We start from the raw sequence: 25,844 nt of genomic DNA, 5'->3' as shown, positions 1-25,844 counted from the left end.
ATCACCTTTGGGGTTGGTTCAGCGAGTGGCGGCGGCGCGCACGCCGGGTGGTGTCCGGAGCGGACCGAAGGGGTCCTCGACCGGCGAGTCCAGCCCGGTAGAGACCGTGGACGACCTGGCCGCGCACAGCCGTTTCGAGTTCTTCGCGCAGGGCTCCGCTGCGCAGGAGCACGTCCGGTCCGAGCAGACTTTCGACGACGGCGAGGGCACCGGCGGCGTCGCCGTGGTCCAGCCGCGCGCGGACGTCCACGAGGTTCTCCGGCGACCGGTGTGCTTCATCGATTGCCCGCAGGCACGGCAGTTCAGGGCCGCCCAGCGCGCCCAGGAGTTCCTCGCGGCGGATCTCGTCGGGGTCGTGGTCGAGCGGGACGAGCACGCCGTCCACTACGCCGATCCGATGGGTGGCACCGCGGCATTCGACGTGACGATTCCTTGTGTGGCTGGGGTTTTGTGCCGTGCTGGGCCGAGGGCCGGGCCGGAGTGCCGCCGCGACGAGCGGATGCAGCTGACTGGCTTCGAGCAGTCCGGCGTGGAGCAGTTCCAGGTCGGGCAGGACCCGGGTCGCGGCGTCCGGCAGGACCGGGATTCTGCGGGTGGGGTTTCGCCCGCCCAGGTTCAGGGTCAGCCGGTGCCGGGAGGTGAGCCGGACGGAGACGAGGCCGTCCGTGCTGCCCTCCGCGCGCAGCAGCAGCTCCGCCTCGGCGCGCCAGCGGTCTACGGCGCAGTGGCCGATTTCGGGCGGGATCGGGCTGCTCCGGTCCGGCGGGCAGCGGCTCGATCGTTCGCGCAATTCGCCCGCGCTGTGGCCCATTCCCGGCGGGAACGAGCTGCTCCGGTCCGGCGGCCAGCGGCCCGACCGGTCCTGCAACTCGACCGCTCCCGGCAGGAACGAACAGGTCCGGTCCGGCGGCCAATGCCCCGGCCGGTCCCGAAACTCGCCCGTTCCGGGCAGGATCGGGCTGGTCCGGCCCTGCGGCCAACGCCCCGACCGCTCCCCCAACTCGCCCGCGCGGCGCACATCCCACAGGTGGCGGTGCAGATCCAGGCGATAACGCCGGTCAGGCCGGGGATGCGGATGCAGACCGGCACCGCGCTGCGAAGGCGACCACAGCGCAAGGCTGATCCGCTGCCCGGCAGCCGCCCACGCCGGCGGCGTGCGCGCGACGAGCTGGACGTCGCCGTAGCGGGCCAGGGACACGGTGAGTCCGGGACGCAGCAGGCCGTCCGGGGCGATTCTCGGGAAATGCCAGCGGAGCAGGTCAGGAGCCAGCTGCCGGAGATCGGCGCGGATCTGTGCGGCCAGCCCAGCGCCGTGGATCCGGCTTGCCGTTCGCAGGTTCAGATCCACGTCGACGCGGGCGGCAGCACAGGCTCCGGCCCAGTCGCCCGCGGCCCGGCGGGCAGTCGCTGACTCGATCATCGACGGCGGCGCGGCGAACTGTCGCACGCGCGCCCAGGAAAGAAGACGAGGATTCTCGTTCGCGGGGAATGGGTGCATCAGCACTCACCTGGGGCGAACGGAACCTCCGATCTGCACGAGTAGTCGTTCATCACACCCGAGCGTAGCAGGATCGCCGCGGGCCGCGCCGGAACGTGTCATATTCTGACACCCGTGGCCGGACGGCGCGTTGTTCCGCAGAGCGGTCAGCGGGCATCACCAGGCGCGTCCGGGCGGCTACGGTCCATGCACGCGACAGGGAGGGAGTCCTGGTGACGGAGCCGAAACGGCAGACCCTCACCGAGCGCCGGGCCGAGGAGCTGCGGATGAGCATCGCGCTCACCGCACGCGACCTGTTCGTGGCCGAGGGCCACACGGCGGTCACTGTCGAGCGGATCTGCGAGATCGTCGGGATCAACCCGCGGACGTTCCACCGGCACTTCCCGGTCAAGGAGGACGTCCTGATGCCGCTGCTGCGCCGCAGCGAACGGGTCATCCTCCAGGGACTCGAGGACGCGCCGGACGACGCGGACCCGGTCGAGGTCCTGACGGCCGCGCTTACCACGGAGCTGAACCGGCGGCAGGTGCCGGAGTACGACCACCAGATCATGACGCTGATCGTCAACACGCCGCAGTACCGGCTCCGGTTCGTGGAGTGGTGCGAGGGGCTCAGCGAGGCGGTGACGCGATTTCTGGCGCGGTATTACGAACTCGACGAGGATCCGTTCCTGCGCGAGCTTCCGGCGCTGCTGGTGATCCAGACGATGCGGCACGCGCTGATCCAGTGGGTGCAGAACGGCGGGTCGGACGACTTCGCGGACATCGAACGGTGGGAAGCGCGCGGGTTGCGGCTCGCGTTGAGCGGATTGACCCGGCTCCCCAAATAGTCCTTTGTGGACCGGACGCGAAACCCGCCCGGTCCACAAAGGACGTTACGAAGACGCGCCTGCCGCGTGAAGCGCCGCGATGTACCCGTACACCACACCCTGTCCGATCGTCGCGCCCGCGCCCGGGTACGACGCGCCGAAGGCGTTCGCCGCGGTGTTTCCGATCGCGTACAAGCCTTCCACCACGGTGCCGTCCTCGCGCAGGACTCGGGCGTGTTCGTCGGCGACCAAGCCCCCGCACGTGCCGAGGTCGCTCAGGACCACCTTGACCGCGTAGTACGGCGCGCGGCGCAGCGGGGCCAGGTTCGGGTTGGGGGCGACCGTGGGGTCGCCGTAGTAACGATCGTACGCGCTGTCGCCGCGGCCGAAGGCGGTGTCGCGTCCGGTGGCGGCGAGAGTGTTGAACTGCTGGAAGGTGTCCTGGAAGGAATCCGCCGGAACGCCGATCGCCCGGGCGAGTGCGCCGAGGTCGTCCGACTTGTGGGCGATTCCTGCCCGGTACCACGATTCCGGGAGCGGCTGCCGCGGGAAGCAGCGGCCGGCGAGGATGTAGCTGTCGCGGTAGCGCTGGTCGAAAACCAGCCACATCTCCTCGACCGGCGTCCCGGCTCGGTCGCGCGCCAGGATTTCCTGCCCGAACGACATGTAGTCGGTCGCCTCGTTGATGAACCGTTTCCCGGTCTGGTCGACGATGAACGAGCCCGGCAGCGAACGCTCCGCGAGCATGACCGCCGGGGAGCCGCCTGGCACCGGGGCGAAGGCCGGGAACCACCAGGCCTGGTCCAGCAAAGCGGTGCCCGCGCCGAGTTCCTGGCCGGCGAGGATGCCGTCGCCGGTGTTGCCTTCCGCACCCAGGCTGTACTCGCCGAGCCGCGGCGACTGGAACTTGTGCCGTGCCGCCACGTCGTGGTCGAAGCCGCCCGCGGCCAGGACGACGCCACGCCGGGCCTGCACGGTGACTTCGCGATCCCCTTGCCGCAGAACGGCTCCGGTGACCCGGTCGCCGTCGCGCAGCAGGCGGACGAGGGCGGTCTCTGTCCACACGGGAATGCCCGCGCGCAGCACGCCCGCGAACATCCCGGCCGCAAGCGCTTGCCCGCCCGCGAGGTAGTCGCGGCCGATCAGCATGCCGCCGATGCCCAGCGCGGCCCGGGCGAAGATCCGCGGCAACGCCTTGAGCGGCTTGCGCGCCACCAGGTTCATCCACTTGTAGTCCGCGCCGGTGACCGGCATCGGGACCGGCGCTTCCATCACGCCGGGACGCAGCCTGGGGCGCTCGTCGCCGAGCACGGAGGCGTTGAACGGGCGGCATTCGCACGTCCGTCCTTCCGCACGGCCGCCCGGTTCCTCGGGGTGGTAGTCGGAGTAGCCCTTGGCCCAGAAGAACCGCATGGGAGTGGTGCGGCGCAGCATGTCGACGGCGGCGGCGCCGTGTTCGAGGTAGGCGCGGCCGCGTTCGGCCGGGGCCGAGTCGCCGACCACGGCGTTCAGATAGGTGCCCGCGTCGGCGACCGAGCGGTCCGGCAACGCGGCGTTCCCGGGGATCCAGAACGCACCGCCGGAACGCGCGGTCGATCCGCCGACATAGCCGGTCTTCTCGACGACCAAAGTGGACAGTCCGCGTTCGTGCGCCGCGAGCGCGGCGGCCATCCCGGTTCCCGAGCCGACGACGAGGAGATCGACGGTCGTGTCCTCGGCAGGCACGAGCGCGGGCATTTTCTTCTTCATGTCCTTCGAACTCCACTTCGTTCTCGGCAGGAGGCCGGGTCACCGTATTTCGCCGGGTGCGCCGGTCCCCCGGCCGAGTCCAGTCAGCGGAACATCAGCGGCCGAGGAATGCCAGGACAGCGGCTTCCCAGGCGGCTTTCTGCTCGATCATCACCCAGTGCCCGCAGTTCGGGAAGATGTGCACCTCGCCCTGCGGCAGCGCACGCATCGGAAGCAACGCCATGTCGACCGGGCTGACGCGGTCGTCGCGCCCCCAGGTGACCAGGGTCGGGACGTCGAGGCGGCGAAGCTGGGCCCAGGCCGGGGTTTCCGCGCTGCGTGCGGCGGCCGCCATCGCGGCCAGTGCCGCCGCGCCGTACATCCGGCGCGAGTTCTCCAGCGTGGCGGGATCCGTTGCCTGGCTCCAGCGTTCCTCGATCAGTTCCTCGGTGACCATCGCCTGGTCGTAGACCATCGAGCGCAGCCAGGCGACGAGCGCGTCGCGGGTCGGGTTTTCGACGAACTCGCTGAGCCGGACGATCCCTTCTCCGGGCTGGGCAGTGAAAATCGGGGTTCCGATGCCGCCGATCGTGACCAGCCGCTCGACGCGTTCGGGGGCCGCGAGGGCGAAATCCGTCGCGACGAACCCGCCCATCGAGTTGCCGACCAGGCGCACGCGGTCCAGGGAGAGACCGTCGAGCAGCGCCCGCACGGCGGTCCTGGCGGACTGCATCGGGTGCACGGCGCCGAAATCGTCGCTGACCCCGAAACCCGGGAACTCCAGGACGATCGTGCGATAGTGCGGGGCGAAGGCCGGCAGGTTGGCGCCGAAGTTGCGCCATCCGGTCACGCCCGGCCCGGAACCGTGCAGCAGCACCAAAGGCGGGCCGTCGCCGCTTTCGCGATAGCGCAGCACACCGTGTTCGGTGGGGAGTTCAAGCAGTTCGGGGGTCATGGCCCGACCTTGCCAGCGGAACCGGGGCCGGTCGATCGCCCTTCCCGATCAGCGGACGCCCGCGCTGATCCGCCCGTAGCGGCCCCGGAAAAAGACCAGCGGCTCCAGGTCGGACGAGTACAGATGCCGCACCCGTGAAACGACGATCGCGTGATCGCCTGCCACGTGCTCGGCGTCGAGTTCCGCCTCGATCCACGCCAGCGAACCGGCCACCACGGGCGCGCCCGAAGGCGAGGGCGTCCAGTCGATCCCCGCGAACTTGTCGACGCCCCGGGCCGCCAGCTGACGGCACACCGCCTCCTGCGACTCGGACAGGATGCTGATCGCGTAACACCCCGCCGAGCGCACCCGCGGCCACGAAGTGCTGGTCGCGGCCACGCAGAAGGCGACCAGCGGCAGATCCAGCGACACCGACGTGAACGAGTTCGCCGCCAGCCCGACCGGCGAACCGGTTTCCTCGTCCATGCCGGTGATCGCCACGACGCCGGTCGCGAAATGTCCCAGCACGGTGCGCATCAGAGCGGGGTCGGACGGTTCGGTCACTGCACTTCCCCCTTCGCCGCGGCGCGTCCGGCCCGGCGTCCGTAGAAACTGCCGTCGCCCAGCGAAGCGCCACTGACGTAGCCGCCACTGCAGATCCCCGCCGTGCAGCGGCCCGCCGCGAACAACCCCGGGATCGGCGCCCCGGACACGTGCAGCACCCGCGAGTCCAGGTCCGTCCGCAGTCCGCCCAGCGGGAAGCCTGCGGTGGCGCCTCGCAGGTCGAAGGCAGCGACCGCGCCGGTAAGCGGGCGCAGCCATTCCGGTTTCTTGCCGAACAGCGGGTCCCGGCCTTGCGCCGCATACGTGTTGTAAAGCTCGACCGTGGTTTGCAGCGCCCGTTCCGGGAGGCCCATGTCGGCCTCGAGTTCGGCGACGGTCTCCGCGGCCCAGGTCGGCGGGACGCGGAAGTTCGGGGTCGCGGTCTCGGTCGCGAGCGCCTCCTCGTGTGCTTGTTCGTCGATCACCAGGTACGCCTGGTTGTCCTGGTGGAACAGCGTCGCCTGGCCGATCCGGCCCGGGTACGTGTCCTCGGTGACGTAACGCTGGCCCTGGCCGTTGACGAGGATGCCGCGCGCCATCATCTGCGGGTCGCCGAAGAACGCGACCTCCGTGGCGTCCATGTGCGCAGTCGCCGCACCGAACGCGGTGGCCGCCAGGATGCCGACGCCGTCGTGTTCCTCGATGGCGGCTCCCGGGCGGCCGATCAACCGCGGCGCGTGATCGGCGACCATCTGCTCTGAGTAGGCGAATCCGCCGGTAGCCAGGACGACACCAAGGTCGGCCCGCACGGCGATCTCGCGTCCGTAGCGCCGCGCGAGCACTCCGACGACTCGGTCGCCGTCCACAATGAGACTGCTCAGGCGGACGTCGTAGGAAACGCGCACGCCGAGCGCTTCGGCGGTCTCCGCGAGCGGCTTCATCAGCATGTATCCGCCGCCTTGCTCGCCCGTGCGCTTGTTGCTCATCCGCGGCACGTGCCCGCGCGGCGCGGGCCTGGCGACGGCGTTGAACGGGGCCGCGTTCTCGCCGCCGGAGTACGCCAGGCCTTCGTCGTGCGGCGGTTCCCAGCCGGGCTCGTCCCAGAGTGCCTCGCGGAAGGGCACGCCGTTGCCGACCAGCCAGTCGTAGTGCTCCAGGCTGCCGCGGCAGTAGTCGGCGATCTTGGCTTCGTCCGCGCCCGGGCCGACGGCCGCGAGCAGGAACCTCTCCATGTTCTCCGCGCTGTCCTCGAAACCGAGGGCGCGCTGGAGCGGAGTGCCGCCGCCGAGGTACACGAACCCGCCGGCCAGCGCCGCCGCGCCGCCCCAGCCGCTCGTGCGTTCCAGGATCAGCACCTGCGCGCCGGACCTCGCCGCCTCGATCGCCGCGGACACCCCGGCGATGCCGTACCCGGCGATCACCACGTCCGCGGAGTCGTGCCATTCGGCGATCGCGGCGGCCGGGACGGGACGCAGTCGGTCGGTCGTCATGGTTCAGTCCTTCCTAGGCCAGGAGGTCCCGCATCATCTGCCAGAGCTTCTCGCGCGCGGGTTCGGTCAGGGACAGCGCCGGGATCGTCAGGAAACCGTGGAACAGGCCCTCGAACCGGTGCGCGGTGACCGCTGTCCCGGCCTCCCGCAGGCGCTGCGCGTAGTCGTCGCCGGAGGTGCAGAGCGGGTCCAGTTCGGCGGTCGCGACCACGGCGGGCGGAAGGTCTGCCAGCGACTCCGCCCGGGTGGGCACCAGGCAGGGGCTGTCGGTTCCGTCCGGCGCGTATTGCGCCCAGTACCACCGCATTGCGCGCTCGGTGTTGTAGTAGCCCTCGCCGTAGCGCTGGTAGGACTCGGTGGTGAAATCGTCGTCGATCACCGGGTACAGCAGGACTTGCCCGGCGATGCGCGGGCCGCCGCGATCGCGGGCGGCGAGGCACACCGTGGCGGCCAGGTTGCCCCCGGCGCTGTCGCCGGCCACGCCGATCCGGGCCGGGTCTCCCCCGTACTCAGCGGCGTGTTGAGCAGCCCAGACCAGGGCCGCGTACATGTCCTCCATCGCCGCGGGCCCGGGATGCTCCGGGGCCAGCCGATAGTCGACCGCGATCACGACGGCACCCAGCGCGGCGGCCATCGAGCGGCAGAACTCGTCGTGGCTGTCGAGGTCGCAGAACACGAATCCGCCGCCGTGCGCGAAGACAACCACCGGAAGCGGCCCATCGTGCTCTGGCGCGTAGATCCGCAGCGGCAGGTCTCCGCCGGGGCCTTCGATCACGCGGTCCTCCGCGATCCGCATCGCGGGCTGGTGGGTCAGCGGCGCCCGCCGGGACCGGATGATCGCCCGCAGTTCGGCGGGCTCGTGCTGGGTCACGTCCGGGAAATCGGCCAGCCCGGCCAGCATCGCCTTCACCTCGGCGCCCGCGGGATCGTCCAGCACGAACCCGCGATACCCGGCGGCCGCGACGTCGTCGCAGATCGAGCGGTACTTGCCGAGCCCGCCGATGTAGGGCATGAACACCCGGGGCTTGCCGGGGATGTTCGCGCCGAGGTACCAGGAGTTGGCGGCCGGGAACAACGTCGCCGCCGCGTTGGCGTTGCACTCGGCCACCCAGTGTGCGACAGCTTCTTCGGTCGCCTCGATGGTCGACACCCGGTTTTCGTCGAGATAGTCCACACAGGACGCGATCCAGTCCACGTGTTGTTCCGCGGTCAGCACCATGTTCGCCAGGACGCTCGGGCTGCCGGGCCCGGAAACGACGAACATGTTGGGGAATCCGGCGACCGTCAGCCCGAGATAGGTGCGCGGGCCCGCCGACCACGCGTCGCGCAGCGTGCGCCCGTTCCGGCCGCGGATGTCGATCCGGGACAGCGCACCCGTCATGGCGTCGAAGCCGGTGGCGAAGATCAGCAGGTCGAGTTCGTGGAGAGCGTCCGACGTGCGTACTCCGTCCGGCGTGATCTCGCTGATCGGCGTGCGCCGCAGGTTGACCAGCTTGACGTTGTCCCGGTTGTACGCCTCGAAATAGCCGCTGTCGGTGACGATGCGTTTCGTGCCGATCGGATGGTCGTCCGGGATGAGCTGCTCGGCGATCTCCGGATCGTGCACGAGTTCGCGGATCTTCGCCTCGACGTACTCGCGGGCGGTGTCGTTGGCGGCGAGATTCGTGGTCTGGTCGGGAAAAGCCTTGGCGAACAGGTATCCCCCGCGCTCCCACCACTGGTCGTAGATCCGGGTCCGTTCGGCGGCATCGACCTCGAGCGCGCCGCGCGGGTGCGGGCTGTTGGGCGTTCCGCCGCCGCTGATCCGCGACAGCCGCCGCCGTTCGGGATAGCCGGCTTTGATTTCCGCGACGTACTCCGGGGTGAGCGGGTGGTTCCGCGCGGGAATCGAATAGTTGGGGCTGCGCTGGAAAACCGTGACCCGCGCGGCGGTTTCGGCGACGACCGGAATCGCCTGGATCCCGGACGACCCGGTCCCGATCACGCCGACCCGCTTGCCCGCGAAGTCCACGGCGTGCCGCGGCCAGGCGCCGGTGTGGTACAGCTCGCCCGCGAAACTGTCCCGTCCGGGAATCTCCGGCAGGTTCGTCGCGGACAGGACACCGGTGGCCAGCACGAGGAACCGCGCGCTGACGGTCCGGGCGGTGTCGGTGCTGACCGTCCACCGCCCGGACCGCTCGTCGTACTCCGCCGCCGTCACCCGGGTGGAGAACTCGTACGCGGGACGCAGGTCGTGCCGGTCCGCGACGTGGTCGAGATACCGCAGGATCTCTTCCTGGGTCGCGAACCGTTCGCTCCACGTCCAGTCCTGCTGCAGTTCTTCGTCGAACGAGTAGGAATAGTCGATGCTTTCGACGTCGCACCGCGCACCGGGGTACCGGTTGTGGTACCAGGTGCCGCCCACCCCGGCCGCGCTCTCGAAGCCCCGCACCCGCATGCCGCGCGCGCGGAGTTTGTGCACCGCGTAGAGACCGGCGATCCCGGCCCCGACGACGACTGCGTCGAAACAGTTTTCCACGTTGGTTCCCCTAGGTGCGGCAGTCGGCTCAGGCTTCTCCGCGCGCGGCGGCTTCCTTCATTTCCTTCATCCAGAGCCATTCGTGGCCCCAGTAACTGTCCGCGGTGATTTCCTCGGCGGTGTAATAGCTTTCGTCGACGAGCTGGCCGCCGTAGCCGTACTCGATGTCCCAGCCGCCGGGGACGCGCACGTAGAACGAGATCATCTTGTCGTTGGTGTGCCGCCCCAGCGTCGAGGACACGGGGAAATCGCGCGCCAGGACCTGGTCGTAGGCGCGGCCGACCGCGTCGAGCGAATCGACCTCGACCATGACGTGGATCAGGCCCGGGTCGCGGCCCTCCAGGCTCGGCATGATCGCCAGGCTGTGGTGGCGCTGGTTGATCCCGAGGAACCGGATCCGAAGCGGGCCGGCTTCCGGCGGGCCGGGCATCCGGAACGCGCCGCGGGACAGGAAGCCGAGCGTTTCGGTGTAGAACTCGAAGGACTCGTCGAAGCTGGTGGTCGGCATGACCACGTGCCCGAGGCCCTGCGCGCCGGTGACGAACTTGTGGGCGTATTTGGTGAGCACCGGGCTGTGTTCGAGGACCGGCCCGTGGAAGAACTCGAGCGGCGTCCCGCCCGGGTCCTTGGCGGAGAACCCGGCCTCGACCTTGCGCCGGTCCGCGAGTTCCTGCGACATCGGCGTGCAGTCCACCCCGGCCTTTTCGAGGGTCTCGCGGAGCCGGCGCAACGCCGGGGCGTCCCGCACTTCCCAGCCGACCGCCGTCACGCGGTCGGCGTCGCCGTGCTCGACAGTGATCCGGGACGGCCGCTCGTCCATCCGGAAGTGCAACGCGTCCTTCTCGTCGCCGAAGCCCGGCGCGAAACCGAGCACGTCGAAGCCGAGTTCGCGCCAGCGTTCGAGGTCGGTGGCGATGACCCGGACGTAGCCGAGTCCCTTGATTTCGCTCATCGTGGGTGTCCTTTCTCAGATCATCACGCGCAGCGGGCCCTGCGGGACTTCGACGTTCAGCGACGCCAGCGCGGCGGCGTGGTAAGTGGTGCTCGTGACGTGGATGGCGTGGTGCAGACCGGCGTGCGCGTCGCGCCAGAAGCGCTGCAACGGGTTGTCCATCCGCAACGCGTTGCCGCCGGCGCGGTCGAAGATCTCGTCCGCGGCGCGCACCGCCCGCCACGCCGCGCGGGCCTGGTCCCGGCGGATCCGGGCGCGGGTGGCGAAGTCGATCTCCTCGCCGCGGTCGACCTTGTCCCACACGCGGTCCACATTGGACAGAAGCTGCTGGCGCGCGGCGTCGATCTCCGAGGCCGAATCGCTGAGGGCGTGCAGCACGTACGGGTCGTCCTTGACGAGGGTGCCGGTCGCGCCGACGCGGTTGCGCTGGTAGTCGATCCCGGCAGCCAGCACGCCCTCGCAGATGCCGATGGTCGCCGAGGTGATGCCGAGCGGGAAGATCGTCGACCACGGCATCTTGTACAGCGTCTCGGTGACGCCGTACTCCCTCGCCGCGGAGCCGTCGATGACCTTGTCCGCGTCCATCACCCGGTACGCCGGGACGAACGCGTCCTTGACCACGATGTCCTTGCTGCCGGTGCCGCGCAGGCCGACGACGTCCCAGGAACCGTCGATGATCTCGTAGTCCGAACGCGGCAGGATCACGTGCATGCTGTGCGGCGGCATCAGCGGCTGGCCGTCCTTGCCGCCGAGCAGTGCGCCGAGGAAGATCCAGTCGCAGTGGTCGGTGCCCGACGAGAACTGCCAGCGGCCGTTCAGCACGAAGCCGCCGTCAGCCGGAACCGCGACCCCGGCGGGCATGTACGGCGACGCCTGCCAGGTGTCGGTGTCCTCGCCCAGGATCTCTTCCTGCACCTTCGGGTCGGCGAAGGCGAGCTGCCACGGGTGCACGCCGACGATACCGCCCACCCAGCCGGCCGACCCGTAGATGCTCGCCGTCTTCATGACGGTCTCGGCGAACTCGCGCGGGTGCGCCTCGTAGCCGTTGTACTTCTTGCGCTGCAGCAAGCGGATGATGCCCGCTTGCTTGAGCCGCTTCGCCATGTCGTCCGGCAACCGGCCGAGCGACTCGCCTTCGTCGGCGCCGGCCCGGAGGTCCTCGGCGATCGCCTCGATGTTGTCGATTGCTGCATGCGGCATGACGGCTCCTTGTGTGTGGGTCGAGCTTGCCAACCGGGAAACCGGATCGGGCCCGGTTTCCTGATGAGTGGAACAGCGGTTTCAGTACTCGATCGCGATCTCGTCGCTGACCGGTTCGGCCTGGCACGCCAGGACGTAACCCTCGGCGAGATCGTCCTCGGTGAGAATCTCGTTGCGCGCCAAGTTCACCTTGCCTTCCGTCAGCGCGCACACGCACGCGCTGCAGGCGCCTTCGCGGCACGAGTACGGCGCGTCGACGCCCGCGGCCAGCAGCGCGTCGAGGAGTTTCGCCCCGGCTTGCCACGGGACGACGTGGTCCTCGCCGTCGAGCGAGACCCGCACGGTGCACGCGACCTCGCCGGTCCCGGATTCCGCCGGTGCGAACGGATCTTGCTGCAGGGAAAGAAACCGTTCCGAATGCACCCCGGCCATTCCGACGCTCGCGGCGACCTCCGCGGCCACATCCATGAGCGGCTCCGGGCCGCAGAGGTAGAGGTCGCGGTCGGCGAACGGACGCAGCAAGACTGTCAGCAGGTTCCGGCTGGGATAGCCTTGCAGTGATTCCAGCAGATGTATCACCGTGAAGCGATCGGGAAACTTGCTCTCGAGGGCGGCCAGTTCGGCGGCGAAGATCACCGACGCTTCGTCACGGTTCGCGTAGAGCAGCACGACTTCCCCGCTGCCGCCGAACAGGATCGACTTCGCGATGGCGATCACCGGAGTGATCCCGCTGCCGCCCGCGAGCAGCACCACGGACTGGTCCAGCGAAGCGGGCGTGAACGTCCCCGCCGGCGGGAGCACGTCCAGCTCAGCGCCCGCGGCGACGGTGTCGCACAGCCAGTTGGACCCGTGCCCGCCCCGCACCCGTTTGACGGTGAACTTCATCGCCTCGTCGCAGTGCGGCGAACTCGACAGCGAGTAGCAGCGGGCGGAACCCGTTCCGGCGTCCGGGACCCGCACGGTCAGGAACTGCCCGGCGCGGTAGCCGAACGCGGGCCCGCCGGCCGGCTCCACGACGAACGAGCGCGCATCGGCGGTCTCCTCCACGACGGCGGTCACCCGGACCCGTTTCCCGCGGCCGGTACTCGTTTCGGCGGACATCCACCCTCCTGGTCGTCGTCCTCGCCCCGCCGGACGGGGCCTGCGCACGGTACGGCCGCGCCCGCCCGACGGATCGCGGTCGTTTCGCTGACTGGGAGACGAGTCGCGAAAGATCTTGTGCGGCAGGCGCTTCCGCCCACGTCAACGGCATAATTCGACGCGGCTTCCCACCAAGCGGTTGCTCGGGCTCGCTCCCGCCCCCGGCTGTGCTTGCATCCCCCGCATGCTGACCACCGACAAGATCACCCGCACCGTCGCGGAGTACGCGCGCAGGCTCGAAGCAGGCGACCCGGCGCGGATCGCCGCCCTTTACGCCGAAGACGCCACCGTCGAGGACCCCGCGGGCAGCGCGGTCCGCAAGGGCCGGGAAGCCATCGCAGCGTTCTACAGCGAACTCGAAGGCCTCGCCCTCACCGCCGAGCTGCTGACCGTCCGGGCCGCCGGCGACACGGCCGCCTTCCACCTGCGCGTGATCACCACGACCGAGGAGTTCGTCAGCGCGATCGAGCCGATCGACGTCATGACGTTCGACGAGCGCGGCCGGATCACGAGCATGCGCGCGATCTGGAGCCCGGCCGACGTAGTGCACCAGCGGCGTTCCAGTCAGTGAACTGTGACCGGGTTCATGGCCCCGGCGCTTGTTAGAACCGGAACGCACCGGACCGACAGCTCCCCACCAACCCTTTCCAGGAGAGCGCGATGACTTCTCTGCACCAGGACGAGATCCGCCGGATCGAAGCGGATTCCGCCCCCGCCCGCGGCTGGCATTGCCTCGGTCTCGTCCGCGATTTCGCCGACGGGAAACCGCATACCGTGCACGCCTTCGGCACGAAACTCGTGGTGTTCCGCGGGGCGAACGGAAAGATCAATATCCTCGATTCCTATTGCCGGCACCTCGGCGGCGACCTGTCCCAGGGCGAGGTCAAGGGCGACGAGATCGCCTGCCCGTTCCACGACTGGCGCTGGGGCGGCGACGGCCGGTGCAAGCAGATCCCGTACAGCAAACGCGTCCCGATGCTCGCGCGCACGCAGGCGTGGACGACCTTGGAGCAGGACGGTCTGCTGTTCGTCTGGAACGACCCGGAAGGCACGAAGCCGACCGACGAGGTCGCCATCCCCCGCATCGAGGGCGCGGAAAGCGACGAGTGGACCGACTGGCACTGGTACACGACCGTCGTCAACACCAACTGCCGCGAGATCATCGACAACGTCGTCGACATGGCGCATTTCTTTTACGTGCACGGATCGCTGCCGACGTACTTCAAGAACGTCTTCGAGGGCCACGTCGCGACCCAGTACATGAACGGCGACTCCCGCGACGACTACCCCGCGCCCGAAGGACAGCCGAAAATGCTCGGCAGCACCTCCGTCGCGTCGTATTACGGCCCGTCGTTCATGATCGACGACCTGACTTATCACTACGATTTCGGCGACCACCACACGGTTCTGCTGAACTGCCACTATCCGATCACGGCCGATTCGTTCGTGCTGCAGTACGGGATCATCGTCAAGAAATCGGCCACGCTGCCGGAGGACGCGGCAATGCGCTCGGCGATCGCGCTCGGCGACTACATCAAGGTCGGCTTCGAGCAGGACGTCGAGATCTGGAAGAACAAGGCCCGGATCGACAACCCGCTGCTGTGCGAGGAGGACGGGCCGGTGTACCAGCTGCGCCGCTGGTACGAGCAGTTCTACGTCGACGTCGCCGACATCCGCCCGGAGATGGTCGACCGCTTCGAGTACGAACTCGACCTCACCCGGCCGACCCAGGCGTGGCACGACGAGGTAGCCGCCAACATCGCCCGCCAGGCCAAGCCGACGGAGACCGCACCGTGAACGAACCGAGGACCGACAACCGGCTCGATGACATGCCGATGCAGCCCCTGCGCTGCCAACACTGCGCGGCGCGGCTGCTGGTGCGCAAGAGCACGGTGCACCAGACGAGCCTGCAATGGAACGCCGAGGCGATCGAGGCTTGCGCAGAACTGGGCACGTCGCCGATGCCGGGTCCCGCGCTGGCAGGTTGTTCGCGACTCAAGGAGTCCCTCGACGCCGAGGTCGCCGCCGGGCGGCTGCGGATCGTCCAGACCGTATGACCGCACGGATGCGCCGTGTCCGGTTTCCCCGGGCACGGCGCATCTTGCTGTCCGGAGGCGGTTTACAGCCGAGCTCCGGTGTGCCTACACTCCAAGGTGTCAGATTCTGACAGATAGTCTCAATCTGACATACGCAGTCTGGAGGTGGTGTTGCAATGGCGCACATCGAGGAAGCCCCCGCGGCGATGATCGACCGCGTCGCGTCGCTGCTGGAGTCCTTCGTGGGCGAACGGCCGCTGACTCTGGCCGAACTCGCCCGCCGCTCGCACGTGCCGCGGTCTTCGGCGCACCGGATCCTGCAGCGGCTGGTCGAACTCGGCTGGGTGGAGCGCAAGGAGTTCACCTACACGCTCGGGGTGCGCATGTTCGAACTCGGCTCGCAGTTCACCCGCTGGCGCACCGTCCCCCGCGCCGCCGTCGCGGTGATGGCTGAGCTGCATCGCCGCAGCGGGCTGACGGTGTACCTCAGCATGCTGGTCGGCGCCGAGATCATGCACCTCGAACGGATCGGCTCGTGGCCGTCCGCCTCCGGGCAGTGGAGCGCGGGCGCCCGGCAGCCGGTCACGCTCACCGCCCCGGGCCGGGCGCTGCTCGCCACCCTCTCCCCCGACCACTGGCCCGAGCTGCATTTCGGCTACGCGCCGACCCAGTACTCCATCCAGACCCGCAGCCAGCTCATGCGCGACCTCGCCCGGGTCCGCGACCGCGGCGGGGTGGCCGTGGACGCGCAGGGCACCCATCACGGCGTGACCGTGGTGGCCGCGCCCATCACGACCATGGACGACGACGGGCACTTCGCGCTGTCGGTGTGCGGGCCGACGCGAGCGCTCGATTTGGTCGCCACGATCACCGAGGTGCGCAATGCCGCGGCGACGGTATGGCGGGTCGCCAACGGCGTGCCCACGCTGCGGCCGCGGGCGGTGCCGGACTTGCCGACTGCGGGGGTCGAGTTGCAGCTGGCCAACGGCGGGTCTGCTTCCGGCTGATCGGCCCTTCGCCGCGGAGGGCCGATCAGCCGGTGCATCAGGCAGTTTGGCCGCCGTCGATCACAAAGTCCTGTCCCGTGCAGTAACTGCTCGCATCACTGGCCAGAAAAGCCACCAACGCCGCCACCTCACCCGTCGTGCCGGGGCGGCGGATCGGCTGCCCCGCCACCGCGCCGCCGCCTGCGCGGGTCGTTTCGGAGATCATCTGCGTGTCGATCGCGCCCGGGCAGACGCAGTTGACCCGGATGCCGAACTCGCCGAGTTCCTTCGCCGCGGATTTGCTCGCCCCGCGCAGCCCCCATTTCGACGCGCCGTACCCCAGACCGCCCGCGAAACCGGTCAACCCCGCGGTCGAGGCGACGTTGACGATCGAACCGCCGCGTTCGCGCATCAACGGCAGCACGGCCTGCATCCCGAGGACCGGGCCGATCAAATTGACTCCCAAGGTGTGCGTCAGGTGGTCCTCCTCGAAGCTCTCCAACGGGGCCTTGCGGTAGAAACCGGCATTGTTGACGAGGACATCGACCCGGCCGAACTCGGCGCGGGTGCGTTCCATCGCAGCGGCCCAGTTTTCCTTGCTGCGCACGTCCAATCCGACAGCGAGCGTCTCGCCGTCGATCCCGTCCGCGACCGCGGCGACGGCGCTTTCGTCCAGGTCCGCCAGGACGACGCGGGCACCCAGCCGCGCGGTGGTCCGGGCGTGCTCGGCACCCTGGCCTTGCGCGGCACCGGTGACGAACACGATTTTGTCCCGCAGGTCGACGAGTTGATCGGGCACGTTTCACTTCCTTCGGCTCGGAGCACTCAGCCGCGCGAAGGTACCTTCGCCGGAAGGGGCCACGGAGGGCATGCGTCGGCTCAGCGGACACCTGATTTCGCCGTTTGACCGGTGCCGCGCGGGACCGTAAGCTCGTACCAAGCGCTTGCTTCGTGCCGACGGAAGAAGGCTGCCTTTGAAGGATTTCCATGGCAAGCCGGGCGTCGCGGTCGTGACCGGCGGCACCGGAGGGCTGGGCTCCGCGATCTGCCGGGCCCTCGCCGCGCGCGGCTCCGCGGTCGCCTTCACCTATCGCAGCGATCACGAAGCGGCCAAGCGGCTAGCCGCCGAACTCGAAGCGACCGCGGATCCCCTGGACCTCACAGATGCCCGGCAGACCAAGGCGTACATCGAGCGTTTCGGAGCGATCCACACCCTCGTCCACGCCGCGCCGCCGCCGGCCACGATCGCCTGCTGCGGGTCCATCCCGCCGATCACCGCCGCCATCACCGGGTCCTTCACCGCTTCCGCGGTCGCGGTGGCCGGCGCGCCCTCCAGCAGCCGCGCGACCATCGTGGCGAGCATTTCGACGTGCCCGATCTCCTCGGTCGCGGTGTCCATGATCAGGTCCTTGTACTTGCCCTCGATGCGGCAGTTCCAGCCCTGGAACAGGTACTGCATGGTCACCGTCATCTCGCCGTACGCGCCGCCGATCAGCTCCTGGAGCTTGTGCGCGTAGACCGGATCCGGCTTCTCGGGCTTCGCCTCGAACTGCAGCAGCTTGGTGTGTCGGAACATCAGCGTCCTCTCCCGGGGATTCGAGCCGGGCGGCGCGCCCGGCGAGTCCGGCAGGAATGCCCGCGATCATCCGTCCTACACCCGGCATTCCGGGGTCTTTTCAGGGATTTCGGCGCGGCAGCGGCGCGGTGGCGGGCCCTTCGAGAACGGTGCCGTCGACGTCGAATCGCGAACCGTGGCACGGGCAGTCCCAGCTGCGCTCGGCGGCGTTGAACCGCACGAAGCAGCCGAGATGCGTGCAGCGCATGGAAACCGCGTGCAATGTTCCTTCCCGGTCGCGGTAAACGCCTTTGCGACCGTGTCCGTCCGCCAGCACTTTCGCCTGGTCCACGGCGATGTCGTCGGTGCTTTTCGCGTCGGCTTGCGCGAGCCGGTCGCCGACGAAGTCCTTCGCCACCTTCGCGTTCTGCTGCATCAGCTTCGATGCCGACTTCAGCGAAATCCGTTGCGGGGAAAAGAGGTCCCGATGCGGATTGGCCAATCCGGTGATCCCGTCGGCTACCACGGTCGCCGCCGCGCTCCCCATCGCCAGGCCCCATTTTCCGAACCCGGTCTCGACCCACAGCTTCCGGGCGCCCGGGAAGTACGGCCCGGCGATCGGGATGCTGTCGTAGGCCTTCGGGTCCTGCGCGGACCACCGGTGCGTGACCTCGTCGACGTCGAAGTGGCGCGCCGCGAATTCGCCCAGCTCGGTGTAGCGCGCGAAGTCGACCGGGTCGCCCGCCGGATGTCCTTGGCCGCCGAGGATCAGCCGGTCCTCGTAGGAGGCGAAAGACCACAATGGACTTCCGGCGCTGATCGCCAGCTCCTGCGGCGGCTTGCCGGATTTCAGGGTCGCGGCGACGCAATACGACCGTTGGACCTCCAGCCGGGGGAAGAACAGCCCGCGGTCGAGGATCGGGTAATGCGTTGCGACGACCACGTTTTTGGCGTCGAGCGCACCGTCCTCGGTCGTGACGCGGTACGGCGGCGCCGCGCTGACCTGCCGGACGCGACTGTTCTCGAAGACGCGGCCGCCCTCGGCCTCGACCGCATCGGCGAGCCCGCGCACGTAGTCGGCCGGATGGAGCGCGAGTTGCCCGGACAGCCGCACCGCGCCGTGCACCGGGACCCGCAGATCGAGCGTGGTCGTCCATTCGACCGGAAGACCCGCCTGCGTCGCGGCCTCGTACTCCGCTCGCACGGTGTCCACCTCGTCGGCGTCCATCGCGAACGTCGCGGCGGGCAGCCTGCGCAGGCCGCAGTCAATGGGTTCGGCCAGCTCCGCGACCAGTTCGACCCCTGCCAGCGCCGCCTCGGCGTAGGCCATCGCGGTGGCCGCGTCGTGCTCGCTGAGGAGCGTCGAGTACACAGTGGACTGCAACGCGGTGACCTTCGCGGTGTTATTGCCGCTGGCTCCTTCCGCGATGCGTCCCGATTCGAGGACGGCCACGTTCACGCCTCGCCGGGCGAGCAACAACGCGGTGGTCATCCCGGCGATGCCGCCGCCGATGACGGCGACCTCGGCGCGTTCCCGCCCGCGCAAGGACGACCGGCCGGTCGCCGACGCGCAAGGACTGATCTGCGGTGGTGGTCATCAGAGGCTCCTCCGGGTGCCCATCGGGAGGACGCCGAGCACGATCATCGCCACCGCCAGGCCGAGGTGCAGCCAGTTGTCGGCGGTGTTGACCGGGATGAAGTTGGCCGAGCTGCCGTGGTCGATGACCAGCCCGTACACCCACAGCGCCAGGTAGACCACCCCGCCGACGACGAGGAAGTTCTTCGCCCCGGCCGGCGTGCGGGCCAGCGCGAGCCCGGCGACGCCGAAGGCCAGGTGCACGACGTTGTGCAGGATCGACACGCTGAACAGCCCGAGCAGCAGCGCGCCCGAATGGTGCCCGGCACCGGTGAGCTGGTCGTAATGCGTGGTGACGCCCGGGATGAACCCGAGGATGCCCACGAGCAGGAACACGGCCCCCACACCGGCGGCGACGAGCTGGCGCGGCGTGCGCCGCGCGACGGCAGTACTCATGACCGGAGCCCTCCCTGAATCCCCCGCACCGGGTCCGGCGCGGAGATATCCGGATAACCGGTGCGGGACCGGGCAAACCTCGACTGCCGGCCGCGCGTCCGGAATCCTGTTTGAAGCCCGCCGCCGCGGGCAACCGCGAGCATGCGGTTACGGCGGAGCGAGCTGTCCTCGCCAGGCATCAGGCGGCAGCGACGCGGCCGCGGCTTCCGGTACCTCGCGCCGGACGGCACCCCGGTGACCGACTCCGAGGTGCTCGAGCGCATCCACGATCTCGTGATCCCGCCCGCGTGGCGGCGGGTGTGGATCTGCCCCCATCCGACCGGGCACATCCAGGCGGTCGGAACCGACGACGCGGGCCGCCGCCAGTACCTCTACCACCCCGAATGGCGTCGAGCGCGCGACGAGGAGAAGCACGATCGGGTGCTCGACCTGGCCGCGGAACTGCCGACCGTCCGCGCCGCCATCCAGAAGGATCTGCGCCGGTGCCACCTCGACCGTCGGCGAGTCGCGGCCGCCGCGCTGCGGATGATCGACCGGGGCGTCTTCCGCAGCGGCGGCGAGGAGTACGCCGAAACCAACGGTTCTCACGGCGCGACCACGCTGCTGCGCGAACACGTGAAAATCAGCGGCGACGAGCTGACCTTTTGTTATCCCGCCAAAAGCGGCCTGGTCCGGTCGCTGAGCATGCGCGACGGCGAACTCGCTGCCGTCCTCAAGTCGCTCCGCCGCTGTCGCACCGGCACCGCGCGCCTGTTCGTGTACCGCACCGACGACGGCTGGCACGAACTGCACGCCAGCGACGTCAACGAACGGTTCAAGGAACTCGCCGGCGAGGAGTTCACGGTGAAGGACCTGCGGACCTGGCACGCAACGGTGCTCGCCGCAGTCTCGCTCGCCGCGCGGGAGCCACCGACGTCCCAGCGCGGCCAGGCGAGGGCCGAGACCGCGGCGATGAAGGAGGTCGCGGAGGAACTCGGCAACACGCCTGCCGTCGCCCGGCGCTCGTACGTCGACCCGCGCGTGCTGCGGGAATTCGAGAGGCACAGCACGATCCACCGCGCGGTGCGGAAGGCCGATGCGGACGGGCTCGCGGAGGAGGAGCTGCGGGAGCGGATCGAGAAGGCAGTCATCCGGCTGCTGCGGCAAGCCCCGTGACGATTCGAGGCTTCAATCATATGTACCGCTAATGGTATGTTGCGCTTATGACTCTAGCCGGAAAGACCGTCCTCATGTCCGGCGGCAGCCGCGGCATCGGCCTGGCCATCGCGACCCGCGCGGCGCGGGACGGGGCGAATGTCGTTCTGCTGGCCAAAACCGCCGAACCGCATCCGAAGCTGGAAGGCACCGTCTACACCGCCGCGAAGGAGATCGAAACCGCCGGCGGGCAGGCGCTGCCGATCGTCGGCGACGTGCGCTCCGAGGACGACGTGCTCTCCGCGGCCGAAGCGGCGGCGACGCAGTTCGGCGGCATCGACATCGTCGTGAACAACGCCAGCGCGCTCGACCGGTCCGGCACCGAAGAGCTCTCGATGAAGCGCTACGACCTCATGCAGGACATCAACACGCGAGGCACGTTCCTGCTCAGCAAGGCGGCGATCCCGCACCTGCGCAAGGCCGCGAATCCGCACATCCTGACGCTTTCGCCGCCGCTGAACCTCTCCCCCGCGTGGATCGGCGCGCACCTGGGCTACACGCTCTCCAAGTACGGCATGAGCCTGTGCACCGTGGGCCTCGCGGAGGAACTGAAAGCGGACGGAATCGCCGCGAATTCACTGTGGCCGCGCACCCTCATCGACACCGCAGCGGTGCGCAACATCATCGGCGGCGCAAGCCAAGCGCGCACGCCGGAGATCATCGCCGATGCTGCGTACGCGATCCTCACCCGACCGTCGCGCGAATGCACCGGGAACCTGTTCATCGACGACGAAGTACTCGCCACCGAAGGCGTAACCGACCTCTCCCGCTATCAGCGCGGCGAAGGCGAACTGGCACTCGACATCTTCGTCGACCCGGCCTGATCCCGCATCCGGTCGAACTCCCCGGGCAGCGTCTCGCCCTCGTTCATCCTCGCCAACAGCTTGTGCAGCGAATCGTGAGAGCGCTGCGGAAGGTCGCTGAGCACGTGCTGGTCGAGGTCGACCAGCAGTTCGTTCGCCTTGCGCAGCGTCTTCCGCCCCGCGTCGCTGAGGTCGACGACGTAGCGCCGCCGGTCTTCGGGGTCTCGGGCGCGGGCGGCGAGCCCGAGGGTCTCGAGGTCGTCCAGGCTGCTGACCATCGTCGCCGGGTCGATGCGCAGGTACGCGCCCAGCGACAGCTGCGACATCGGGCCGTTGTCGGCCAGCGCCTGGAGAACGCTGTAGTGCCGCACCCGCAGGCCCAGCCCGTGCAGCCGGTCCTCGGCGAGCCGGAACACGACCTGGCCGAGTTTGACCAGCAGGCAGCTCGTGTGCTCCCCGATCCCGCCCGGCACCAGCGGACCTGACATCGTTTCCCCTGCCCATCATTAGCGGACCGTACGAATCCGATGATACGGGCCGGTCACGCCCGCAGCCGCACACTGCCGTCCATGGCCGCGAAAGCGCGCCGGACGTGCCCGGGGAGTTCGCCCGGCGCACAGTCGGGCAGCCATTCGTCCAGCGCGCACCGCCAAGCCGCGACGCAGAACTCGACGAGCAGCCGCAGTTCGAGGCGGGAATCCCCGAGCCTGCGCACGATCTCAGCCTCGATTTCCGCGCAGTGCCGCAGGGTGTGCCCGTTCAGCGCCGGTGATTCGTCGATGAGCCGGAGCGTCGCGGGGAACCGCTGGTACCAGTTCTCGTCCATGCGGCCAAGGGTCGCGAGCATCGCGTCGCGGAAGACGTCGGCGAGCGGGCCGGACTTGGCGGTCTCGTCCAGGACGTCGAGGTAGGCGCTCCAGAGCTCCTTGACCGCGGCGAGCGCGACGTCCTCCTTCGAGCGGAAATTGCGGAAGAACGTCCGGCGCGACACCTCGACCTCGTCGAGCAGCGCGTCGAGCGGGGTGGCGTCGAATCCGCGTTCGCTGAAGATCGCGATCGCGGTTTCCACCAGCGCTTGGCGGGTGCGCTGCTTCTTGCGCTCGCGCAGCGTGAGCGGTCCGGGGTCGGTCATCCGCGGCAGTTTACCCAGCACGCACCGCGGGCGCATATGCTATACAGAAGCAAATGCCACACTGTGGCACATTGACTTCCAGGGGGGTTCCCGACCGTGCGTGCACTCGTTGTCGACCACACCGCGCCCGCGCATTTGTCCCTGGCCGAGGTCGCCGACCCGGCCCCCGCGCCCGGCGAGGCGCTGGTCCGGGTGGCCGCGGCGTCGCTCAACTTCGGCGAGGTCAAGGACGCCGCCGATCCGTCCGCCGCGAACGGCACCGTGATCGGCTGGGACGCGGCGGGCGTCGTCGTCCAGGCGGCCGCCGACGGTTCCGGCCCCGCTGTCGGGACGCCGGTCGTCACGCTCGGCACCGCGGGCTGGGCCGAACTGCGCGCGGTGCCGACGAACTTGATCGGCACCGTTCCGGATGGCGCTGACCTGGGCGCGATCAGCACTCTTCCGGTCGCCGCACTGAGCGCTCTGCACGTGCTGCGCCGGATGGGCCCGGTCCTCGGACGGCGGGTGCTGATCACCGGCGCGTCCGGCGGAGTGGGCCGGTACGCGGTGCAGCTCGCCGCCCGCGCCGGGGCGGAGGTCGTGGCGATCAGCCGGGATCCCGCTCAGGAGAAAGGCCTGCTCGCGCTGGGCGCGGCCGAGGTGCGCACGTCGGCCGCCGATGTCGGCCGGCCGGTGTTCGCGGTGCTGGACAACGTCGGCGGGCCGGATCTCGTGGCCGCCTTCGCCGCGTTGGAGGCGGGCGGCACGCTGATCAACGTGGGCCGCTCAGCCGAAGGGGACGCGGTGCTGCCGCCGGAGGCCTTCTTGGGCACCGGGGGGCGGCACGACCGGTCGATCCGCACGTTCTTCCTGCTGGCCGATCCCGCGGCCGGCTTCTCCGCCGACCTGACCTGGCTGGCCGCCGAAACCGCCGCCGGACGGCTCGACCCGGGCATCAGCTGGCGCGGGCCGTGGGACCGGTACGCGGAGGCGGTGCAGGCGCTGGTCGGCCGGAGGTTGCGCGGAAAGGCGGTACTGGAGATCGGCTGAGCGGACCGGACGCGGCACGCGTTAACCTGGCCTCACCCGACAGCGCGAGAACCACGGAACCCAGGTGAACCAGACCGGAGCACAACCGCCAGCCGGAACGCAGGCCATCCGCCGGGCGCTCGGCATCCTGCGGCTCCTCATGGACGAGGACGGGGAACTCACGCTGTCCGCGATCGCCCGCAAACTGGACCTCACGCCGGGCACGACGCACCGGGTCGTGGGCGCGCTGAGCGCCGACGGGCTCGTCGCGCACAACCCCCGCACCGACAGCTACCACCTCGGCCCCGGCTCGATCCTGCTCGGCCAGGCCGCCCAGCGGGTGCACGGGCTCCAGCTCGCGCTGCCGGTCATCCAGCGGATCAACGCCGACACCGGGGAATCGGTCAACATCACGATCCGCGAGGGCCACGAGTCGGTGGTGCTGCTGCGCGCGCAGTCGACGCTCCCGCTGCGGTTCGAGCAGCACCCTGGCGCGCGTTTCCCGTTGTACGCCACGGCTTCCGGCAAAGCGATGCTCGCCCATTCGCTCGACGCGGAGTCCTACCTCGCGAGCCTCCCGGAGCAGCTGCCCGCGCTGACGCCGCACACCCTCGCCACCCGCGACGCCCTCGCCGTGGAGCTGACCGAGACGCGCGATCGCGGGTACAGCATCGACAACGAGGAAAACGTCGCGGGAGTGCGCTGCGTCGGCGCGGGAGTCCTGGACGACCGCGGTCTGGCCCGGGCGGCGGTGGTGATTCAGGTGCCGACTGTTCGGCTGCCCGAGGACCGGATTCCCGAGCTGGGAGCACTTGCGATCGAGGCGGCGAAGGAGATCGCGCCGTTCCTGCCGCCGGACCGGCTCACTCGCTACTGACGTCAAGCCAGCCGTACGTGAGGGGAACCCTGAGGGAATCTGCTTGGGTTCTAGTGGTGGTTGCAACGCCTGAGTTGTGCAGGGGTTGCAGTGGTCGTGGTCGGGCGTGGTCGGGCTCCGCGGGGCCGGGTGAGGCTGGCGGCGGAACGCCGCCGCTATTTTGATCTTGTGGCGGAGGGCGTGGGCACGGTCGAGGCGTGCCGCAGGGTCGGGGTCGACCGCAGGACCGGGCACTATTGGCGGCACGGGCGGCCGAGCCGGGCGGGCGCGACCGCGCGTCCGGCCGCGCGGCCCGGGCCGGACTCGGGCCGGTTCCTGAGCGCGGGCGAGCGGATCGCGATCGCGGACGGGCTGGCGGCGGGCCGCTCGCGGCGGGCGATCGCGGCCGAGCTGGGCCGCAGCCCGTCCACGATCAGCCGGGAGATCGCCCGCAACGCCCGCCCCTGCGGCGAATACCGGCCCCACGCCGCCCACGACCTCGCCCGGGCACGGCGTCCGCGACCGAAAACAGGCAAGATCGCGGCCTGCCCCGAACTGCGGGACCGGGTGCAGGCGATGCTGACCGACAAATTCAGCCCGGAGCAGATCGCCGCCCGGCTGCGCCGCGACCACCCCGACCGGCCGGAGCTGCACGTGACCCACGAAACGATCTACCAGGCCCTCTACGTCCAAGGCCGCGGCGAACTGCGCCGCGAGCTGGCCCGCGCCCTGCGCACCGGCCGCACCATGCGCAAACCCCGCGCCAGCGGCGAACAACGCCGGCCCCGCTTCGCCGAACCCATGGTCATGATCAGCGACCGGCCCGCCGAAGCCGCCGACCGCGCCGTCCCCGGCCATTGGGAAGGCGACCTGATCATCGGCAAGGACAACGCTTCCGCCATCGCCACCCTCGTCGACCGCTCCACCCGCTACACCCTGCTCGTCGCGCTGCCCGACGGCCGCGGCGCCGACGCCGTCCGCGACGCCCTCGCCGACACCGCCGCGACCCTGCCCGCGCACTTGCGACGATCCCTGACCTGGGACCAGGGCAGCGAAATGGGCCGCCACCACGAATTCACCGTCGCCACCGGCATCCCCGTCTACTTCTGCGACCCCCACAGCCCCTGGCAACGCGGCAGCAACGAAAACACCAACGGCCTGCTGCGCCAGTACTTCCCCAAAAGCACCGACCTCTCAGTCCACACCCCCGAACACCTCGCCGCCGTCGCCGCACAACTCAACCGCCGACCCCGCAAAACACTCAACTGGGACACCCCAGCCGAACGCCTCGCTACACTCCTCGCCGAAACCAGTTGAACCACCCGCGTTGCAACAACCCCTCGAATCCACCCAGATTCCCTCAGGGTTCCCCTCACGTACCTTCGCCCCCGCCGAACTGCGCCCCATCGATAGTCATCCAGGTGCCGACTGTC

The 25,844-nt window shown here is 69.7% G+C and carries 24 protein-coding genes and 2 pseudogenes; 11 read left to right on the top strand and 15 right to left on the bottom strand.

Translation table 11 applies throughout. The features are described from left to right. Nucleotide 1: 1 nt before the first annotated feature. Complete coding sequence (locus DMP23_RS12280) at nucleotides 2-1,498, bottom strand: hypothetical protein (RefSeq protein ID WP_337821104.1); 1,497 nt, start codon at nucleotides 1,496-1,498, stop codon at nucleotides 2-4. Nucleotides 1,499-1,710: 212 nt separating this feature from the next. Between DMP23_RS12280 and DMP23_RS12275 the strand changes: the two genes are divergently transcribed. Next, entirely contained in the window at nucleotides 1,711-2,325 is a 615-nt protein-coding gene (locus tag DMP23_RS12275) for a TetR/AcrR family transcriptional regulator (RefSeq protein ID WP_037810767.1), read from the top strand. A 45-nt stretch (nucleotides 2,326-2,370) separates the two neighbouring features. Here the strand turns inward: DMP23_RS12275 and DMP23_RS12270 are convergent, their stop codons facing one another. From DMP23_RS12270 to DMP23_RS12235, 8 genes are all read right to left on the bottom strand, one after another. Next, nucleotides 2,371-4,053: a 3-ketosteroid-delta-1-dehydrogenase gene (locus DMP23_RS12270; RefSeq protein ID WP_337821103.1), complete on the bottom strand. Its 1,683-nt coding sequence runs from the start codon at nucleotides 4,051-4,053 to the stop codon at nucleotides 2,371-2,373. Between the two features lie 94 nt (nucleotides 4,054-4,147). Further along, nucleotides 4,148-4,987: an alpha/beta fold hydrolase gene (locus DMP23_RS12265; protein ID WP_337821102.1), complete on the bottom strand. Its 840-nt coding sequence runs from the start codon at nucleotides 4,985-4,987 to the stop codon at nucleotides 4,148-4,150. A 48-nt stretch (nucleotides 4,988-5,035) separates the two neighbouring features. Then, nucleotides 5,036-5,530 (bottom strand): flavin reductase family protein, encoded by a 495-nt coding sequence (locus DMP23_RS12260; protein WP_337821101.1) that lies wholly within the window; start codon nucleotides 5,528-5,530, stop codon nucleotides 5,036-5,038. Next, a complete protein-coding gene (locus DMP23_RS12255) occupies nucleotides 5,527-6,999 on the bottom strand; it encodes an FAD-dependent oxidoreductase (protein WP_337821100.1) in 1,473 nt (490 codons plus the stop codon). The genes DMP23_RS12260 and DMP23_RS12255 overlap by 4 nt, the downstream gene beginning before the upstream one ends. Before the next feature lie 13 nt (nucleotides 7,000-7,012). Continuing rightward, nucleotides 7,013-9,517, bottom strand: a complete 2,505-nt coding sequence (locus tag DMP23_RS12250) for a flavin-containing monooxygenase (RefSeq protein WP_337821099.1) — start codon at nucleotides 9,515-9,517, stop codon at nucleotides 7,013-7,015. A gap of 28 nt (nucleotides 9,518-9,545) precedes the next feature. Then, a complete protein-coding gene (locus DMP23_RS12245; protein WP_043839902.1) occupies nucleotides 9,546-10,469 on the bottom strand; it encodes a VOC family protein in 924 nt (307 codons plus the stop codon). 15 nt (nucleotides 10,470-10,484) lie between these two features. Continuing rightward, nucleotides 10,485-11,669, bottom strand: a complete 1,185-nt coding sequence (locus tag DMP23_RS12240; protein ID WP_337821098.1) for an acyl-CoA dehydrogenase family protein — start codon at nucleotides 11,667-11,669, stop codon at nucleotides 10,485-10,487. A gap of 81 nt (nucleotides 11,670-11,750) precedes the next feature. Next, nucleotides 11,751-12,770 carry a 2Fe-2S iron-sulfur cluster-binding protein gene (locus DMP23_RS12235; protein WP_337821097.1) on the bottom strand — a complete coding sequence of 340 codons (1,020 nt, stop codon included), beginning with the start codon at nucleotides 12,768-12,770 and terminating at the stop codon, nucleotides 11,751-11,753. Between the two features lie 223 nt (nucleotides 12,771-12,993). Here DMP23_RS12235 and DMP23_RS12230 point away from each other — a divergent pair, with 223 nt between their 5' ends. The 4 genes from DMP23_RS12230 (at nucleotide 12,994) to DMP23_RS12215 (ending at nucleotide 15,852) form a co-directional block, all read left to right on the top strand. After that, nucleotides 12,994-13,380, top strand: a complete 387-nt coding sequence (locus DMP23_RS12230) for a nuclear transport factor 2 family protein (protein WP_037810752.1) — start codon at nucleotides 12,994-12,996, stop codon at nucleotides 13,378-13,380. Between the two features lie 89 nt (nucleotides 13,381-13,469). Beyond that, nucleotides 13,470-14,606 carry a Rieske 2Fe-2S domain-containing protein gene (locus DMP23_RS12225; protein ID WP_337821096.1) on the top strand — a complete coding sequence of 379 codons (1,137 nt, stop codon included), beginning with the start codon at nucleotides 13,470-13,472 and terminating at the stop codon, nucleotides 14,604-14,606. Further along, complete coding sequence (locus DMP23_RS12220) at nucleotides 14,603-14,866, top strand: ferredoxin (protein WP_337821095.1); 264 nt, start codon at nucleotides 14,603-14,605, stop codon at nucleotides 14,864-14,866. The genes DMP23_RS12225 and DMP23_RS12220 overlap by 4 nt, the downstream gene beginning before the upstream one ends. Before the next feature lie 155 nt (nucleotides 14,867-15,021). After that, entirely contained in the window at nucleotides 15,022-15,852 is an 831-nt protein-coding gene (locus tag DMP23_RS12215) for an IclR family transcriptional regulator (protein ID WP_337821094.1), read from the top strand. Nucleotides 15,853-15,889: 37 nt separating this feature from the next. Here the strand turns inward: DMP23_RS12215 and DMP23_RS12210 are convergent, their stop codons facing one another. Next, on the bottom strand, nucleotides 15,890-16,630 hold the full coding sequence (locus DMP23_RS12210) for an SDR family NAD(P)-dependent oxidoreductase (protein WP_337821093.1): 741 nt from the start codon (nucleotides 16,628-16,630) through the stop codon (nucleotides 15,890-15,892). Between the two features lie 211 nt (nucleotides 16,631-16,841). Here DMP23_RS12210 and DMP23_RS12205 point away from each other — a divergent pair. Next, nucleotides 16,842-17,060: pseudogene (locus DMP23_RS12205) on the top strand (SDR family NAD(P)-dependent oxidoreductase); the annotation flags it as partial. Here DMP23_RS12205 and DMP23_RS12200 read toward each other — a convergent pair. The 3 genes and pseudogenes from DMP23_RS12200 to DMP23_RS12190 all read right to left on the bottom strand — a co-directional run. Then, nucleotides 17,053-17,407 (bottom strand): annotated as a pseudogene (locus DMP23_RS12200) (manganese catalase family protein); the annotation flags it as partial. The pseudogenes DMP23_RS12205 and DMP23_RS12200 overlap by 8 nt on opposite strands. 100 nt (nucleotides 17,408-17,507) lie before the next feature. Further along, a complete protein-coding gene (locus tag DMP23_RS12195; RefSeq protein WP_337821092.1) occupies nucleotides 17,508-18,932 on the bottom strand; it encodes an FAD-dependent oxidoreductase in 1,425 nt (474 codons plus the stop codon). Nucleotides 18,933-18,983: 51 nt separating this feature from the next. After that, nucleotides 18,984-19,418: a DUF4383 domain-containing protein gene (locus DMP23_RS12190; RefSeq protein ID WP_043839884.1), complete on the bottom strand. Its 435-nt coding sequence runs from the start codon at nucleotides 19,416-19,418 to the stop codon at nucleotides 18,984-18,986. A 141-nt stretch (nucleotides 19,419-19,559) separates the two neighbouring features. On the opposite strand from DMP23_RS12190, the gene DMP23_RS12185 reads away from it, so the two are divergent. Both DMP23_RS12185 and DMP23_RS12180 read left to right on the top strand, forming a co-directional pair. Beyond that, nucleotides 19,560-20,573, top strand: coding sequence for a DNA topoisomerase IB (locus DMP23_RS12185; protein ID WP_337821091.1), 1,014 nt, complete (start codon nucleotides 19,560-19,562; stop codon nucleotides 20,571-20,573). A gap of 47 nt (nucleotides 20,574-20,620) precedes the next feature. Further along, nucleotides 20,621-21,436 (top strand): SDR family oxidoreductase, encoded by an 816-nt coding sequence (locus tag DMP23_RS12180; protein WP_337821090.1) that lies wholly within the window; start codon nucleotides 20,621-20,623, stop codon nucleotides 21,434-21,436. Here DMP23_RS12180 and DMP23_RS12175 read toward each other — a convergent pair. Beyond that, nucleotides 21,385-21,903: a MarR family winged helix-turn-helix transcriptional regulator gene (locus DMP23_RS12175; protein ID WP_051728782.1), complete on the bottom strand. Its 519-nt coding sequence runs from the start codon at nucleotides 21,901-21,903 to the stop codon at nucleotides 21,385-21,387. The genes DMP23_RS12180 and DMP23_RS12175 overlap by 52 nt on opposite strands. 53 nt (nucleotides 21,904-21,956) lie before the next feature. After that, nucleotides 21,957-22,547, bottom strand: coding sequence for a TetR/AcrR family transcriptional regulator (locus DMP23_RS12170; protein ID WP_337821089.1), 591 nt, complete (start codon nucleotides 22,545-22,547; stop codon nucleotides 21,957-21,959). Between the two features lie 96 nt (nucleotides 22,548-22,643). Between DMP23_RS12170 and DMP23_RS12165 the strand changes: the two genes are divergently transcribed. From DMP23_RS12165 to DMP23_RS12155, 3 genes are all read left to right on the top strand, one after another. Then, complete coding sequence (locus DMP23_RS12165; RefSeq protein WP_337821088.1) at nucleotides 22,644-23,576, top strand: zinc-binding dehydrogenase; 933 nt, start codon at nucleotides 22,644-22,646, stop codon at nucleotides 23,574-23,576. A 64-nt stretch (nucleotides 23,577-23,640) separates the two neighbouring features. Then, a complete protein-coding gene (locus DMP23_RS12160) occupies nucleotides 23,641-24,432 on the top strand; it encodes an IclR family transcriptional regulator (protein ID WP_051728781.1) in 792 nt (263 codons plus the stop codon). A 135-nt stretch (nucleotides 24,433-24,567) separates the two neighbouring features. After that, the gene (locus tag DMP23_RS12155) at nucleotides 24,568-25,728 is read left to right on the top strand and encodes an IS30 family transposase (RefSeq protein ID WP_443111338.1); all 1,161 of its coding nucleotides are present in this window, start codon (nucleotides 24,568-24,570) and stop codon (nucleotides 25,726-25,728) included. Nucleotides 25,729-25,844 lie beyond the last annotated feature (116 nt).

Source organism: Amycolatopsis sp. A1MSW2902, from assembly GCF_017312175.1.
Taxonomy (GTDB): domain Bacteria; phylum Actinomycetota; class Actinomycetes; order Mycobacteriales; family Pseudonocardiaceae; genus Amycolatopsis; species Amycolatopsis nivea.
This window is presented reverse-complemented; position numbering and strand designations above follow the sequence as displayed.